Origin of the sequence: Pilosibacter sp. YYHA0881 (assembly GCF_051602715.1) — a bacterium.
GTDB lineage: Bacteria > Bacillota > Clostridia > Lachnospirales > Lachnospiraceae > Alitiscatomonas > Alitiscatomonas aceti.
Genome location: NZ_CP175657.1, coordinates 81,605 through 97,367, shown reverse-complemented (window position 1 = coordinate 97,367; position 15,763 = coordinate 81,605). Strand labels below are relative to the sequence as shown.

Annotated in this window: 12 protein-coding genes; 2 read left to right on the top strand and 10 right to left on the bottom strand. The window is 56.1% G+C overall.

What is annotated here, in order from left to right; translation table 11 throughout:
- Positions 1-7 precede the first annotated feature (7 nt).
- Complete coding sequence (locus ACI6NM_RS00460) at positions 8-1,060, bottom strand: NUDIX domain-containing protein (protein WP_262427498.1); 1,053 nt, start codon at positions 1,058-1,060, stop codon at positions 8-10.
- Between the two features lie 2 nt (positions 1,061-1,062).
- A complete protein-coding gene (gene lepA / locus ACI6NM_RS00455; protein ID WP_022273178.1) occupies positions 1,063-2,877 on the bottom strand; it encodes a translation elongation factor 4 in 1,815 nt (604 codons plus the stop codon).
- Between lepA and ACI6NM_RS00450 the strand changes: the two genes are divergently transcribed.
- Entirely contained in the window at positions 2,827-4,425 is a 1,599-nt protein-coding gene (locus ACI6NM_RS00450) for an MATE family efflux transporter (RefSeq protein WP_262427497.1), read from the top strand. The genes lepA and ACI6NM_RS00450 overlap by 51 nt on opposite strands.
- A gap of 1 nt (position 4,426) precedes the next feature.
- On the opposite strand, the gene spoIIP is transcribed toward ACI6NM_RS00450, so the two are convergent.
- Both spoIIP and gpr read right to left on the bottom strand, forming a co-directional pair.
- Entirely contained in the window at positions 4,427-5,776 is a 1,350-nt protein-coding gene (gene spoIIP, locus ACI6NM_RS00445; RefSeq protein WP_262427496.1) for a stage II sporulation protein P, read from the bottom strand.
- A gap of 73 nt (positions 5,777-5,849) precedes the next feature.
- Complete coding sequence (gene gpr / locus ACI6NM_RS00440) at positions 5,850-6,836, bottom strand: GPR endopeptidase (RefSeq protein WP_158359338.1); 987 nt, start codon at positions 6,834-6,836, stop codon at positions 5,850-5,852.
- Positions 6,837-7,099: 263 nt separating this feature from the next.
- On the opposite strand from gpr, the gene rpsT reads away from it, so the two are divergent.
- Complete coding sequence (gene rpsT / locus ACI6NM_RS00435) at positions 7,100-7,363, top strand: 30S ribosomal protein S20 (RefSeq protein ID WP_022273173.1); 264 nt, start codon at positions 7,100-7,102, stop codon at positions 7,361-7,363.
- Positions 7,364-7,455: 92 nt separating this feature from the next.
- Here rpsT and holA read toward each other — a convergent pair whose 3' ends face one another.
- From holA to ACI6NM_RS00405, 6 genes are all read right to left on the bottom strand, one after another.
- Positions 7,456-8,427, bottom strand: a complete 972-nt coding sequence (gene holA / locus ACI6NM_RS00430) for a DNA polymerase III subunit delta (protein ID WP_158359339.1) — start codon at positions 8,425-8,427, stop codon at positions 7,456-7,458.
- Positions 8,428-8,447: 20 nt separating this feature from the next.
- A complete protein-coding gene (locus ACI6NM_RS00425) occupies positions 8,448-9,839 on the bottom strand; it encodes a cytochrome c biogenesis protein/redoxin (protein ID WP_262427495.1) in 1,392 nt (463 codons plus the stop codon).
- 76 nt (positions 9,840-9,915) lie between these two features.
- Positions 9,916-12,273 carry a DNA internalization-related competence protein ComEC/Rec2 gene (locus ACI6NM_RS00420; protein WP_262427494.1) on the bottom strand — a complete coding sequence of 786 codons (2,358 nt, stop codon included), beginning with the start codon at positions 12,271-12,273 and terminating at the stop codon, positions 9,916-9,918.
- 46 nt (positions 12,274-12,319) lie between these two features.
- Positions 12,320-13,258, bottom strand: a complete 939-nt coding sequence (locus ACI6NM_RS00415; RefSeq protein ID WP_158359343.1) for a GerMN domain-containing protein — start codon at positions 13,256-13,258, stop codon at positions 12,320-12,322.
- The gene (locus ACI6NM_RS00410; RefSeq protein WP_022273144.1) at positions 13,255-14,748 is read right to left on the bottom strand and encodes a sensor histidine kinase; all 1,494 of its coding nucleotides are present in this window, start codon (positions 14,746-14,748) and stop codon (positions 13,255-13,257) included. Before ACI6NM_RS00410 ends, ACI6NM_RS00415 begins: the two co-directional genes overlap by 4 nt.
- Entirely contained in the window at positions 14,708-15,619 is a 912-nt protein-coding gene (locus tag ACI6NM_RS00405) for a DegV family protein (protein ID WP_215653628.1), read from the bottom strand. The genes ACI6NM_RS00410 and ACI6NM_RS00405 overlap by 41 nt, the downstream gene beginning before the upstream one ends.
- Positions 15,620-15,763 lie beyond the last annotated feature (144 nt).

The window sequence follows — 15,763 nt, the reverse complement described above, 5'->3', positions numbered from 1 at the left end:
CGTCCTCCTAATCTGCCTCCGGCCCTGATGTCCCGCCGGATCTTTCTGTATGCTCCGAGAGCCATTTTTTTAAGAGCAGCAGCTCTCCTTCCTGTAAACAGAAGCCGTCCGCCTGTGTTTTTGCTGCCTGGCAGGCCTTCTCCAGATCCATCCACCGGACAGATTCCACCTCATCGGCCTGGAGCTCCAGGCGTTCCGCCTCCACCGGCCTTCTGTAAACGTAGACCGCAGCCTTTTCGCGGTTGATAAAGGGCTTTCCGTAAAAGTCCCCCTCATACTGGCTCTCAAAAAAACCGGCAAATTCCAGTTCTTCCTCCGAAGCGGTGATCCCCAGCTCCTCCTTAAGCTCCCGTCTGGCTGACTGGAGGTATCCGTCTCCCGCCGGAATATGGCCGGCGCTGGAAATATCGTAGCAGCCCGCAAAGGAATCCTTCCTGCTGCTGCGCTTCTGGAGCAGCACCTCATGGCTGCCGTCTGGCTTTTCCCGGACCACCCACACATGGCTGGTCCTGTGATAATCGCCCCGTTCATGGACCATGGACCGCTCCCGCACCAGTCCCGAGGGATCTCCGCCTTCATCCAGCACATCCAGCAGTTCCATGGGCACGCCATTTAAGACCGCCTCCGAAAGCCGGTTCCCATAATAATGAAGCTTTAAGGAAAAGAACGGCTCCCCTTCATCCATGAGCCTGAAAAAGATCCGGTCGCCTTCCCACAGGTTTAAACGGTCGATCTCCTCTTTTGGTACCCACTCCAGGGTCCCTTCATCACAGGAGACCGGCTGGCCTGTGAAACCGTCAGCCGTATAGAGGAACATGTATTCCGCCTCCTGGTCATTAAACAGGAAGGTCACGATCCCTCTTAGCCGGTAACTGGTAAGAAGGAAGCCCGTTTCCTCCCGGGCTTCCCTCAGCACACAGTCCTCCGGACTCTCGCCGGGCTCAAATTTCCCGCCGATGCCGATCCACTTATCTTTATTTACATCATTTTTCTTCACGATCCGGTGCAGCATCAGGTATTTCCCGTCCTGTTCCAGATAGCATAGTGTGGTCAGACGCATGTTTACTCCTCATCCAGCTTCAATACGCTCATAAAGGCCTTCTGCGGGATCTCCACATTGCCCACCTGGCGCATCCGCTTCTTTCCTTCCTTCTGCTTTTCCAGAAGCTTCTTCTTACGGGAAATATCGCCGCCGTAGCACTTGGCCAGAACATCCTTGCGGACGGCCTTTACAGTCTCCCTGGCAATGATCTTGCCTCCCACAGCCGCCTGGATCGGGATCTCAAACAGATGTCTCGGGATCTCATCCTTCAGCTTTTCGCACATTTTCCTTCCTCTCTCATAGGCAGAGCCCTCGAAGACGATGAAGGATAAAGCGTCCACCTCTTCCCGGTTGATGAGGATGTCCAGCTTCACAAGCTCCGACTGTTCATAGCCCTTCAGCTCATAGTCAAAGGACGCATAGCCTCTGGATCTGGATTTTAAGGCGTCGAAAAAGTCGTATATGATCTCATTGAGAGGCAGCTCATATTTCAGAAGGGCCCTGGTGGCCTCAATATACTCCATCCCCAGGTATACGCCCCGGCGTTCCTGGCAGAGCTGCATAATGGCGCCCACAAATTCCGTGGTCACCATTACCTCCGCAGTGACCACCGGCTCCTCCATATATTCGATCTCCGAGGGATCCGGCATATTGGTGGGATTGGTCAGGTCGATGACCTCGCCGTTGGTCTTGTGGATCCGGTACACAACGCTGGGGGCCGTGGTCACCAGGTCCAGGTTGTATTCCCGCTCCAGCCGTTCCTGGATGATCTCCAGGTGGAGCAGGCCTAAGAAGCCGCAGCGGAAGCCAAAGCCCAGGGCCACCGAGGTCTCCGGCTCGAAAAACAGGGATGCGTCGTTTAGCTGGAGCTTTTCCAGGGCATCCCGCAGCTCCGGGTACTTGGCTCCGTCTGCCGGATACAGGCCGCAGTATACCATGGGGGTCACTTTCTTATAGCCCGGAAGGGGTTCCTTACAGGGATTGGACCGGTCGGTGATGGTATCGCCCACCCGGGTATCCCGGACATTTTTGATGCTGGCAGTGATGTAGCCCACCATACCGGCGGACAGCTCCTCACAGGGGATGAACTGGCCTGCGCCGAAGTATCCCACCTCCACCACGTCATAGGACGCGCCGGTGGCCATCATCTTAATGGGGGTCCCACGTTTTACAGTTCCCTCCTTGATCCGGCAGAATACGATGACTCCCCGGTAGGAATCATAAACGGAGTCGAAGATCAGCGCCTGTAAGGGAGCCTCAGGATCTCCCTCCGGAGCCGGGATCTTTTCCACAATGGCCTCCAGCACATCCTCCACATTTAAACCGCTTTTGGCTGAGATCCTGGGAGCGTCGTGGGCCTCCAGGCCGATCACGTCCTCGATCTCCTCCGCCACCCGGTCGGGATCGGCACTGGGAAGGTCGATCTTGTTGATCACCGGGAACACATCCAGATCGTGGTCCAGGGCCAGATACACGTTGGCCAGGGTCTGGGCCTCGATCCCCTGGGCCGCATCCACCACCAGGATGGCTCCGTCGCAGGCCGCCAGGCTCCGGGACACCTCGTAGTTAAAGTCCACGTGTCCGGGAGTGTCAATAAGGTTGAAAATATATTCTTCTCCGTTTTTTGCTTTATATACCGTCCGCACGGCCTGGGACTTGATGGTGATGCCCCTCTCTCTCTCCAGATCCATATTGTCCAGGATCTGGGCCTGCATCTCCCTGCTGGTCAGCAGCCCTGTCATTTCGATGATCCTGTCCGCCAGCGTTGACTTGCCGTGGTCAATATGGGCAATGATGCAAAAGTTTCTGATTCTGCTCTGATCGACAGCCGTCATTTATGTTCCTCTTTTCTAAAATTTCTTACGCCAAATATACCATTTTTTCCGCATCCGCGCAAGGGTTTCCGCAGGATCCGGCATCCCTGGAGGCGGCTATTAAACAGACAGAATATTTATTTGACATTCTTCTTACTTGGTTTTATCATAATAGTAAGATATCTTCATTTATTCTATACGAGGAGGATCGTCATGCACCCGAAAAAACTATCGTCAAAGAGCATGGACATGACCACCGGCTCCACCTGGAAGCTGCTGCTCTCCTTTGCCGTTCCGCTTCTCATCGGCAACCTGTTCCAGCAGCTTTACAATACGGTGGACAGCCTGGTGGTCGGAAATTTTGTGGGCACAGAAGCCCTGGCGGCCGTGGGCTCCACCACCAGCATCATCAACACCATGGTCATGTTCTTCAATGGAACGTCCATCGGCGCCAGCGTCATCATCAGCCGCCATTACGGGGCCCACGACGACAAAAAGCTCCATCTGGCCGTGGAGACCACCATCATGGTCACCTTTCTGGCCAGCATCCTGTTTACGGCCCTGGGTATTTTCCTGGCCCCCCTCATGCTCCGGTTCATGTCCACGCCAGACGACGTCCTGGAGTCAGCCTCGGTGTATCTCCGGATCTATTTTTCCGGTATCGCCGGCCTGCTGGTCTATAATATGGGAAGCGCCGTGCTCCGGGCCGTGGGCGATACGAAACGGCCGCTGCTGTTCCTCTGCTTTTCCAGTATCCTCAATACAGTGCTGGACCTGGTATTCGTGATCGTGTTCCATCTGGGCATCGCCGGTGTGGCCTATGCCACCATCATTTCCCAGTTCCTGTCGGCGGCCCTGGTCCTTGCGGTGCTGACCATGGACGACGGCGGCTACCGTCTGGTGTGGAAAGACCTTTCTGTGGATAAAAACACCTTAAAGCAGATCCTTTCCATCGGCCTGCCCGCTGGTCTCCAGCAGTCCCTTACCAGCTTTTCCAATGTGTACGTCCAGTCCTATATCAACTATTTCGGCTCCGCCTGCATGGCTGGATGGAGCTGTTATACGAAGATCGACCAGTTTATCTTCCTGCCGCTCCAGAGCATGAACCAGGCAGCCACCACCTTCGTGAGCCAGAATATCGGAGCCAGGAACATCCCCCGGGCCAAGCGGGGCTCCCTGACGGCCTTTTATATGTCCACGGCCATCACCATCGCCATGGCCTCGGTGCTCTGGCTTACGGCCGGACAGTTTGTGGCCATGTTCAACCAGGATCCAGAGGTGATCCGTTATGGGACCCTGTTCATCCGTACCAACAGTACCCTGACCTTCACCTGCTGCGCCACACAGATCTTTTCCGGATCTCTGCGGGGAGCCGGGGATTCCAGGACTCCCATGTTCATCATGCTCTTTTCCTATGTGCTGTTCCGGCAGATCTACCTGTTCGTTATCACACAATTCATCAACACTCCGGCCGTGGTGGGCTTCGGCTATCCCCTGGGCTGGATGATGTGCTCTCTCCTCACCGCCCTCTTTTATTTCTTTGGCGGCTGGGAAAAACGGATCCACTGATTCAGCTTCCCCTGAGCACCTGGTCCAGGATATGGGCCAGGGGCTCCATGGCATTTCTCGCTTCTTCATACGTGTTCGTCTGGGCGCCCACCTCAATGAGGGCCGAGCGCGCCCGGACGTGCTGGTTATACCGCAGTCCCTTGAGATAGATCTTTCTCGTAAATCCCGGATACATTCCCGCAGCCTTAAGCTGCATCTGAAAACTGAACGCCAGGTTGGCCTCCCGGTTGGGATTTGGCAGATATTCGATGGGACCGTCCGGCGTCTGGGAGGTTCCGTTGAAAAACATGATCTTTGCCGTGGGCTTCCCGTTGATCTCCGTCACCAGGCGGGTCCCCTCAGCCACCCCGTCCCGGTGGAGGTCCAGCACCACCTCAATGGAAGGATATTTCTGCAGGATCCCCTGGATCCCCTCCAGGGCATATGTATAGGCCCGGCTCCGGTCCAGCTTCCCGTCCCGGTAGTCATAAACGCCGTCGTCATGGATCACAGAATATCCCTTCCCCTCCAGAAGCTCTGAAAGGTATGCGCCTACTCCAGTGATGGTGGCCTCCGGATTTTCCGGATAATCGGAAAAGGTCTCCTGGGAATGGGTGTGATAGATCAGGATCTGCGGTTCCTTTGGAGCCGTCTGCGCCGTGCTGCCGTCCTGTCCATTCCCCAGGTCCAGGGAAAGATCCATAGACAGAAAATGCTCCGCGTCCATAAGCTCCCGGCCTGCGGTCGTGGTGGGATGGATGCTGTAAAAATTCTGCATCATATAGTCATAATCTGCCAGCTTTTCCATGCGGATCCCCAGCCCTGGAAAACGGCCTCCCGCCGTCCCGGCCAGGGCCTGGGAAGAACCGGCAGCCTCACCTTCCTCTGGACTGGCTTCCCCGTTTCCCTGGACCTGGCCGGGGGCTTCATGGGTCTGTCCGGCACCTTCGGCTCCCGCCTGGTCTGCATCTTTCGGCCTCCCGGCTTCTTCCCGTCTCCCGGCCTCTCCGGTCTCCTGCTGAGCTCCTTTGCCGGGATCTGCTCCCTCTCTCCGGGCCGTCATCTTTTCATAGGCCGGATCTGCCGCCGGTGCCGTTTCCGTCTCCATGGATCTCAGATAGGAAAACAGAACCGGCTCCAGCGCTGCCGGACCGCTTCTTTCCTTCTGTCTCCCTGCCGCCGGGATCCATTCCTTCATCACAGTCCGGGCCATGGAAAGGCCGTACTGGTCTCCGTATCTGGAGACTGCCGCCCCCAGCCAGTCCCGGCTTCCCACTGCCAGGGCCGCCATAAGGAAAAGGACTGCTGCGGCCGCAAAAAACGGGCGGTCTGCCCGTATGGCCCGTTTGATATAATACCATCTGCGTCTCATGGCTGCCGCCCGTTTTTCCTTCTTTCTTTTATTCTATGAGGGACGCCCTCCCTTCATCACCAGAAAACAGCCGTCACCCGTTCCCTCCAAACAGGGCCATGTGGATGGCCTCGGAGATGGTAAAGCTGAGATTCTCCACCCGCTCATCGATGTTGTGGGGCGTCACGTACATGGGGCCGATCTGGGGCTCCAGCACCTCCCGGATCAGCTGGTACTGGTCCCTGCCGTCCATGTGCTCCACCATATCCCCATATCCGGCTTCCCCGCCCTCCTTCAAGGCCGCCACCAGGGCTCCCACCGTGTCGTGGACAATGGCCGCAGCCCCCACCACCGTAGGCACGCCGATGGCGATCACCGGCACTCCCAGAGTCTCCCGGGTCAGGCTGTTCCTGTGGTTTCCCACGCCGGAGCCCGGATGGATCCCCGCATCGGAAAGCTGGATCGTAACGCCCAGCCGCCGGACGCTTCGGGCCGCCAGGGCGTCCACCGCCAAAACTGCATCCGGTCTCGTCTCCGCGATCACTCCCTTCAGGATCTCCGCCGTCTCCATCCCCGTCTGGGCCATGACGCCGGGAATGATCCCGCTCAGGGCCGGATATTTTTTTCCTCCCGCAAATTCCTCCCCACAGCCGCCGGTGAGATGCCGGGTCATCTGGAGATGCTTCAGCACCAGAGGGCCCAGGGCGTCGGGTGTGGCGTTCTCGTTTCCCAGCCCCACCGCCAGTATGGACGGCGCTCTTCCATTTCCGCCTGTTCCGATCTGATGAAGGGCCAGAAGACCAGAGATCCTGGCCGCCAGCTCCTCGGATACCTCCCGGTGGAAATCTTCATCCCGCTCCGCCAGGGCCAATGCCTCCAGCGTTACATAGGTCCCCATGGGCTTTCCCATGTTCCCGGCCCCCTCCTCTGTCTTTATGACCACCTCCGTCAGATGGATGCCCGCCTCTTCCTTTTCCCATTCTCTGAGAGACACGCCGGGGATCTCTCCTCCGTCGCCCGGGAAGCTCTCCCTTTCCTCCACTGCCAGGTCGGTGTATATGCTTTTTTTCCACTGTTCCATGACCGATCTCTCCTTTTTCCGTTCTTCCTGCGGGCCGGTCGGAAATTTTTTTCCGCAAAAGCCCCGCTCACTTCTGGATCATGTTCCTGCGTCTGAATACCACAATCTTTTTCTATTTTTCCTCGAAAAATACATTTTATGTATTGACATCCCGGGAATAATCCGATAGAATACAAGAGTATGTTTACATTGAACTGTCCGTGTCCAGACTTTGATGCAAAACAAACAGCGAATATTTTTTAATCATAGTGGAGGTGTACAGATTGGCTAATATCAAATCTGCAAAGAAAAGAATCTTAGTAGCTGAAACAAAGGCTGCCAGAAACAAAGCGATCAGATCTAAGGTAAAAACTTATGTGAAAAAGGTTGAAGCTGCAATTACCGCCGGTGACAAGGCTGCTGCACAGGCTGCGCTCATTGCTGCTACAAGCGAAATCGACAAGGCTACTTCCAAGGGCGTATATCACAAGAATACTGCTTCCAGAAAAGTATCCCGTTTGTCCAAAGCTGTAAGCGCTATGGCTTAATAAGAAGGCTGGATATCTTAATTTATAAATTCGTAAAGTAAAAACGCTTTTCCGTGTGGTGTGTCGGAAAAGCGTTTTTTTATTGCTTTTTTCTATGTCCTCCGCGCAATCAGAAGCTCCACCGCCAGGCGGTCTGACAGACGGCCGGTCTTCACCGCCTCCTCTGTCTCCACGCAGAGCGTGACCCAGGAAAGGATCTGATCTCTTGTGAAGGCCCTGGCCTGGGCCGTAAGCTTTCCCACGGCAAAGGGAGGCACCTTAAGGGCCGAGGCCATGGCCCCCTTATCCTTTCCCGCGGCAGTCAGCTCCTTGATCTGCAGGAGCTGGTTGAACTGCCTGGCAATGAGGAACAGGATCCGCATGGGCGGCTCCTTTAAGGTCAGGAGGTCCTCATAAAGGTCCATGGCCTTCTTCGTGTTCCCGGCTACAATGGCCGCCACCATATCAAAGACCCGGCTGGTCACATGGACCGTTCCCACTGCGTCCACGTCCTCTTTTGTGATCACGTCCCGGCCCATGGTATAGCATACCAGCTTTTCCAGCTCCATCCGGATGTTTTCCATATCATCCCCGGTGCGCTCCAGGAAGTATTCCATCACCGGACGGCTGATCTTTCTTCCGTCCCGGCCCAGGATCCCGGCGGCCCACCGCATGAGCTGGGCCGTATCCTGCTTATTGAGCTCCGCCGCGTAGCCCAGCTCCTTTACCCTTTTATAGAGCCGGTTCCTCTTATCCACCTCGCTCTCGGCAAAGACCAGACAGGTGGTATCTGGCATCTGGGGCAGGTACGCCGCCAACTCCTCCTGGGCGCTCTTAAAAAAGCCGCTGCCGTCCACCAGGATCAGCCGCCGGTCTGCAAAAAACGGCATGGTATCCGCCAGGCTGATGATCTCCTTCACATCTGGGTTTTTTCCCTCAAAATAGTTGAAGTTCATGGTATCGCCGCCGGTGATGGCCTCCCGCAGCTTCTTTTTATAGCTGCCCACCAGAAACGGCTCGTCCCCGTAGAGCAGATAGATCTTTTTAAAGGATTTCTCTTTTATATCCTGATTCAGTGTCTGCATGGCATACTTCCTTCATCTTCTTACTGGCCCGGCTGCTCCCGGACTCCCGTGACCGTCTGACGGATGATGCTTTCCATCATTTCCATGCTCAGCTGGCCTGCGGCATAGCCGAATACATTTCCATCCCGGTCAATCATAAAGGTGGTGGGGTAGGAAAAAACGCCGTATGTCATAAACAGCTCTCCGCCTTCGTCCATGACCACCGGGTAGGTATAACCGTTTTCCTCCAGGAACCGGGCGATCTCCTCCCTGGAGCCCTCGTCTCCATAATCCGGAGCCGCAACTCCCAGGATCACCACCTCTGGATCCTCCTCCGCCTGGTATTTCTCATAAAGCTTCTGGATATCCGGCATCTCCCGCCTGCAGGGCGGACACCAGGTAGCCCAGAAGTTTAAAAATACTGTCTTTCCCTTATAATCTGAAAGGGTATGGGAATTTCCAAACTGGTCCGTAAGGGTAAAATCCACTGACGGAAGCGTATCCGCACCGGCTCCAGAGCCTTCCCCGGCCGTTTCCTCCGGGCCTTTTGCTGCCACCGTCTCTCCGGCGCTCTCCAGGGTCTCTCCGGTCTCCGGTCCATCCCCCGGCTTTCCGGTTCCCCCAGCCGTCTCTCCGGCTGCCCCTGGATCTGTCGTTTCTCCAGCCTCCTCCTGCTCTTTGCCGACGGTCCCGGCTCCGGTCTGGGGACTGGAAAGATATCCGGTGATGGAATTCATCTTTCCCGTAAACATCATCACGCCCATGAGGATCATCAGCACGGCTCCGGCCCTGGCTGCATAGGTGACCACATTCCCATGGCGTTTGAACACATCCAGAAGCGTGGTGGAAAACATCCCCACTGCCAGGAATGGAAGGACGAACCCGGCCGTATAAACTCCGATCAGGAGAAAGCCCCTGGCCTGGGTGGCCGCCGACGCTGCCATCAAAAGAACGCTGGCCAGAGCCGGTCCCACACAGGGCGTCCATGCAAAGCTGAAGGTAAAGCCCAGCAGAAAGGCTGTTACAGGAGACATGGCAGCCGTTCCCACAGAAAACGGCAGCCGGTGCTCCCTGGAAAGGAGCCTGGATGGTCCGAAGATCCCCAGCTGGTAAAGGCCGAAGCCAGCAACAAAAATCCCTCCGATCCTGGCGAACATGGCCTGGTTCCCCTTAAAGAACCGGCCCAGGGCCGAGCCTCCCAGCCCCAGGATAAAAAATGCCGAGCTGACCCCCAGCACAAAAAATACGGTGTGGAGCATCACTTTCTTCCGCTCATATGTGATCCGTCCGTCCTCTCCGCGCCTTGCGGTCCCTCCGGACAGATATCCGATATAAAGGGGCAGGAGCGGCAGTACGCATGGCGAGAAAAAGCTCAGCAGTCCCTGTAAAAATACAGTCAGCACCGGCACGCTGATGTCCATTGAAAATCCCATGATCTTTCCTCCATAAATAATATGATATCCACAGGGGCAGAGAGCTTCCGCCCCCGATGTCATGATATTAAAGATATCAGATACCCTTCCGGCTGTCAAGATATCCGGAAATATCCATGGTACGGCCGTCGGTCCAGACCATGACGGCTCCCCGCTCCCGGGTGTCCCAGATCCGGGCCCCCTGTTCCTTAAGGGCCTTTACGACCTCCGGAGACGGATGGCCGTACCGGTTCTCCCGGCCGCAGGAGAGTACCGCAAAGGCCGGATCCACAGCCTTCAGAAACTCCTGGCCGGAGGAGGTTCCCGATCCGTGATGGGCGGCCTTCAGCACCGTCACCGGGGCCAGCAGGCCGGCCTCCCTCATCTTTTCCTCCCCCTCCTTTCCCACATCCCCCGTCAGCAGCAGACGAAAATCCCCATACTGGATCTCTGTCACCAGCGATTCATCGTTCCGGTCCCCATAGTCCCCTCCCTCCGGCGGCGAAAGGCAGCGGATCGAAACCTCCGGTCCCAGGATCCCGGAAAACTCATCTCCCCGTTTTCCGTAGACCACCGGGATCCCACGGCTGTCTGCCAGGCAGGCCAGCTCTGCATAAACATCCTTTCCCTTTCCCGGCTCCGGCATCACCAGCGTGCCGATGCGGATCCCGCAGCCCGGCTCCTCCAGCGCATACCGGATCCCGCTTATGTGATCCCAGTCTCCATGGCTGATGAATACTGTATCCAGCCGGTCCACGCCCCGGCTTTTTAAAAAGGGCACCAGACAGTCCTTTCCCAGTTCCTTTTCCTGGCTGCTGCCGCAGTCCATCAGCATGGTCCTTCCTCCGCAGGACAGAAAGATCCCATCCCCCTGGCCCACATCCAGAAATACGGCAGACAGCCCCTTCCGGGGCGGCGAAAAAAAGAAAAACACGCTCCCGGCCCAGAAAAGACACAGGATCAGGAAAGCCTGGGGCCGGCTCCGCCTCTGTTCCAGGATCCGGGAAGCCAGAAGGATCCCCAGAAAAGCTCCGGCCAGAAACAGGACCATGGCCGCCAGAGACGGCCTCCCAACCACCAGGCTGGCCCCTGGAAGCCTCTGTGTCCCCTCTCCCATGGCCTTATAAAGTCCCAGGATATAGTGGGCCCCTCCCAGAAGGGCGGCTCCCGCCTTCATGGAAAATAAGGAAGCCGCCAGTCCCAGCAGGCCAGAAACCACCACATACGTCATCAGAGGGATCACTAACAGATTCAGAAAGATCCCGTATAGCGGAAGCTCAAAGGAGTGATACAGGACGGCGGGAGCCGTGGCCGCCTGGATAGAGGCGCTCACAAGAAGCGTCTGGAATAAGCCGCGGGCTTTAAAGCGCCGGATGAGGAAGCCGCCGGGAAAGGCCACGGCTCCTGCTGCAAGAAAGGAAAGCTGGAAGGACGCCTGGGTCAGGAGACAGGGCCGGGACCACAAAAGCGCCAGGGCTGGAATACACAAGGCTGACATAAGGTCATAGGTCCGGCCCAGAAAGGCTGCCAGAAAAGAGAGCCCGCACATGGCCGCAGCCCGCACCACCGACGGCCCGAAGCCGGTCATGAGCCCATAGCAGAACAGAAAGGCTCCCGCTGCCCCGCCGGCCGCCGCAAACCCAAAGCCGCACCTTCTTAAGGCCTTCCACAGTCCAAGTCCAAGGATGGACACATGGAGACCGCTGATGGCCAGCACATGAGAGATCCCGTTTTTCCGGTATAACTCGTAAAGCGCCTGGTCCATATCAGACCGGTTTCCTAAGAGCACTGCCTTCAGGATCCCTCCATCTGTATCGGAAGCCAGCTGGTCCAGACGTCTTTCCAGACAGAGCCGTATCTGACAGATCCCCTCCCGGAACCGGCTGTATCCGGGGCCAGCCGGCGCTGTCCGGTCTGCCCGGAAGATCCCGCCGATCCCCTTCGCCCGGCAGAAGGACCTGTGATCGAAGCCGCCTGGATTCCGTTCCGGCTCCGGAGCCTCCATGGTCCCCTCTGCCCGGATCCTCATTCCTATTTTCAGTCCATCTGCCCGATCCGTATAGCAGTACATGCGCCGGGGGATCCTGCTGGCTTCCGGTCCGTACTCCTCACAGCCGGATACCATGAGCCGGTATCCGTAGTCTGTCTCTCCGATCTCCTCCACCTGGGCGGCTATGATCAGGGACTCCTCTCCCCGCTCTGCGGCCGTCTGCTCCTCCAGGATCCGTTCCCGGATCTCCAGCTTCATACGGCCAAAGCCCAGAAGGATACATCCGGCCGCTGTCAGTCCATACCGGAGCCATGGTCCCGCCTTTCCGTGTAAAAAAAGAGCCGGCGTCCCGCCTCCGCCCCCTGCTCCTCCCCTCCGGAAGCTTCCGGACAGGGCGCAGCAAAGGACAGCCAGCATGGCTGCCAGCCAGAAAAACCCCTGGTCTGCTGTAAGAAAAAGGGCCATCGTCTCTCCAAGTACCAGTCCCCCCGTTGCATACAGCAAAGGCCTGTTAATTTTTTTCTCCTCCCTCCATGTATTCAAAATTTCTCTCAAACACCGTATTTAAAGGGATCTTGTCGCGGAAGACCGCGTCCTGGGAGCCATTGATGCGGATCTGCACCCGGCTGACCGTGGGAAGTTCTGAAAGTGAATTCACGATCGAATAAATGGGAATATATTCCCTCACCTCCAGGCTATTGTTCAAAAATGCGGAATCCAGATTGATGGAGCAGACGGATTCACTCACCATCACGTTTAAAAGCTTCATATCCGGGGGAAGCGTCGGATATGAATCCGGCTCCCTGGGCCCCTCGATCAGCTGCTCTACTATGAGCTTTTCCAGGGAAGTGTTGGTATTGCGCATCACCTCCCGTTTTTCCTCCACCAGCCCGTCTCCGGCAGCATTGGAAAAATACAGGGTCAGCTCCGTTTTCTCAAAGCTGTTCACATCCCGGATCCCCTCAACAAAATCTGAGGCCGAAAGCATCCCCACAGGATTTCCTGTGCCGTCCACAATGGGCTGCTCGGCACAGTAAATACTCAGATAGTCGATGCCCTGGATCTGAGTCAGCGTTTTCGTAAGGGCCGCCCGGCACAGGATCTCCCGTACTGAATCCATCAGCGCATAATTGGCATCCACAAACAGATACAGCACATTTTCTTCGATCCGGAAGGTAATGGTCTCCACCCGCTCTGGAATGGCGCTCTGACAGTCCAGCTCTGCCGGGACTGTTTCCATTCTGGAAAGAAGCTCCTGGACCAGCGCTTCCTGGTCCGTTCCTTCCATCCCGATGCTGTTCCCCACCAGCTTAAGTCCCGGGGAATCCAGATAATATACCGTATACTCCGGCACTCCCTCCGGTATTTCATCCGTCCGCCTGCAGCCGCCGCACAGAGCCAGCAGGACTGCCAGAAGGGAAACCGCAAAAAATATCCTTAACTGCTTCATGGCTTCTCCTTTCCTGTGGACGGGATGTACATCAGCGGGATCTTCACCGTAAAGGTGGTGCCGATGTCCTCCTTGCTCTCCACCTGGATGGACCCATGGTGCATAAAGATCACGCTTTTGGTGATTGCAAGTCCCAGGCCTGTGCCGCCGGTCTCCCGGGATCTGGCCTTATCCACCCGGTAGAACCGCTCGAATACCCGCTCCTTATATTCCTCCGGGATCCCGATGCCGGAATCCGAGACCTTGATATAAAAGAACTTGTGGTCCGCGTCCAGAGTGACCCGCACCCATCCGTCCTCCCGGTTGTATTTGACTGCATTTTCCACCAGATTGTTGACGGCCAGGGAAAACTTCACCTCATCGATATCCGCCGTTACCTCCCGGATACTCTCGAAGATCAGCTCAATGTTCCGCCGTCTGGCAATGGGACGGAGCCGTTTTAAGATCATCTCCACCAGAGCGTTGATATTGGTCTGGGTAATATTGATCTCTGCTGAGGATTTATCCATACGCACTAAAGTCAGAAGATCATCGATGATCTTGCTCTCCCGGTCGATCTCATCGGAAATATCGCCCATAAATTCCTGGTACAGCTCTTTGGGGACCTCATCCATGCTCATAAGGGAATCGGCCAGAACGCGGATGGAGGTGATCGGCGTTTTCAGCTCGTGGGACACGTTGGATACGAATTCCTGCCTGGACTGGTCCACAGCCTTCAGGCTCTGGAGGGTCTTGTTGATGGCCCTGGAGATCTGCTTTGTCTCCCGGTAGGATTCCTCCGCAATATCTTCATCCAGCCCCCCCTCTGCCACCCGGTCCAGGAATTTCACAATGGCCCGGAAGGGCTTCACGAAAAATCCGACGGCAAAGAACGCCAGGATCAGGCAGAGGATGAACACCGTAAGCTGATACAGGGATGCCTTATCCAGAAGCGCCTCCTCCATATTGAACATGCTTTCTGTGGATACCGTCACCAGCATGACGCCCGCCGTTTTCGGACTCTTCCTGGCATCCGCCGTCTGGACCGTATCCGCAATGGGCACCGCCAGGATAAAATAATGCTTTTCCGTATCATACCGGCTGGTGGTCTCGCCTTGGAAGCAGCGCAGTGTCTCGTCGGAAATACAGATCTTTCCCTCTGCCAGGGAAAACGTATCCTTCACGATCCGGAAGCCGGAGTTTACAATGAGGATCCGGCCGTTGAAGATATCGGCCAGCATGGACAGCTCCGTATCCGTTCCCGACGTATCCACGCCGGAATTGCCTAGATATCCGTTTCTGGACATTTTATTGCTCAGGATCTGGCACTGGTTCTGCACGTCGATGATCCGACGCTCCACCTGCATCTGCCTGGAGGACTGGGCTATGAGCCGTCCCTGGATAAGCAGCGGGATCATACAGGCCGCCACCACGAACAGCAGCATGGGAACCCTTATGCTGGGCGTATGCTTATGATAAAATTCCCCGATCCTGCTTCTGATCCACTTCATATTCCTCTACCATCTTTCTCGTGGCGGTCACCGCCAGGCTTCCCGGTCCGATATGGCAGGAGATGCTCAGGGAAAGCGGCGCCACAATAATATCGGCACTGGGATATTTTTCCTGTAATTCTTTCCGGAACTCCTCCGCCGCCTCTGCGTTCTGTGTATGGGCAATGGCCAGATGCGAATACTGGCACTGGCTGTCGCCGAGCCTGGTCTCCAGTTCCTTCTGGATGGAATTCAGCATCAGCGTCCTGGCCTGCTTCATGGTCCTGGCCTTGGCAAAGGCATCCAGCTTCTCACCCAGGATGATGAGCACCGGCTTGATCTTTAAAAGAGTTCCCAGAGCTGCTGCCGCCGGGGTGATCCGCCCGCCCTTTTTTAAGTATTTAAGCGTATCCACTGTGATAAAGATCACCGAATCGCCCTTTGTCTCCTCCAGACGCTCCTTGATCCTTGCTCCGTCAGCCCCCTGGGCGGCCAGCATCAGCGCATCCTTCACCGACTGGTACTGGGTCACGGAGACCCTCTGGTTGTCCACCACAAATACCTTTCCCTCATAGGCCTCGTCCATGGATAAGGCCATGGCCGTTTCACAGGAGCTGGAAAGCCCGCTGGACATTGGGATGTGGACCACCTGATCGTACTCCTTTAAAAGCCGGTCCCAGAGACCGGTCACATCAGCCGGGGACGGCTGGGAGGTGGAAATATCCGCATCCCCCTTTAACCGGTCGTAAAATTCCTCCTGTGTCAGGGTTATATCTTCAAAATATGTTTCTCCATCGATCATAAACGGCATGGGAAGGACCGTGATCCCCATTTCCTCTGCCTGTTTCTGCGTAATTCCACTGTTGCTGTCAGTCACAACCGCAATCTTCATACATGGACCCCTTTCTAAAAATTTTTATACCCTCCCATTTTACCCGATTTCCCCGAGAAATGGAAGCACAAAACCAGAGAAAGTATAGACCTTTTTTTGTTTTTATTATATAATAAATTTTAACCAGCAGAAAGGAAGTTCATC

Excerpts from the sequence above, each read along its gene's own strand:
- ACI6NM_RS00460 (WP_262427498.1), bottom strand. The coding sequence starts at position 1,060 with ATGCGTCTGACCACACTATGCTATCTGGAACAGGACGGGAAATACCTG.
- ACI6NM_RS00450 (WP_262427497.1), top strand. The coding sequence starts at position 2,827 with ATGGGCAATGATGCAAAAGTTTCTGATTCTGCTCTGATCGACAGCCGT.
- lepA (WP_022273178.1), bottom strand. The coding sequence starts at position 2,877 with ATGACGGCTGTCGATCAGAGCAGAATCAGAAACTTTTGCATCATTGCC.
- spoIIP (WP_262427496.1), bottom strand. The coding sequence starts at position 5,776 with ATGAGACGCAGATGGTATTATATCAAACGGGCCATACGGGCAGACCGC.
- gpr (WP_158359338.1), bottom strand. The coding sequence starts at position 6,836 with ATGGAACAGTGGAAAAAAAGCATATACACCGACCTGGCAGTGGAGGAA.
- holA (WP_158359339.1), bottom strand. The coding sequence starts at position 8,427 with ATGCAGACACTGAATCAGGATATAAAAGAGAAATCCTTTAAAAAGATC.
- ACI6NM_RS00425 (WP_262427495.1), bottom strand. The coding sequence starts at position 9,839 with ATGGGATTTTCAATGGACATCAGCGTGCCGGTGCTGACTGTATTTTTA.
- ACI6NM_RS00420 (WP_262427494.1), bottom strand. The coding sequence starts at position 12,273 with ATGGCCCTTTTTCTTACAGCAGACCAGGGGTTTTTCTGGCTGGCAGCC.
- ACI6NM_RS00415 (WP_158359343.1), bottom strand. The coding sequence starts at position 13,258 with ATGAAGCAGTTAAGGATATTTTTTGCGGTTTCCCTTCTGGCAGTCCTG.
- ACI6NM_RS00410 (WP_022273144.1), bottom strand. The coding sequence starts at position 14,748 with ATGAAGTGGATCAGAAGCAGGATCGGGGAATTTTATCATAAGCATACG.
- ACI6NM_RS00405 (WP_215653628.1), bottom strand. The coding sequence starts at position 15,619 with ATGAAGATTGCGGTTGTGACTGACAGCAACAGTGGAATTACGCAGAAA.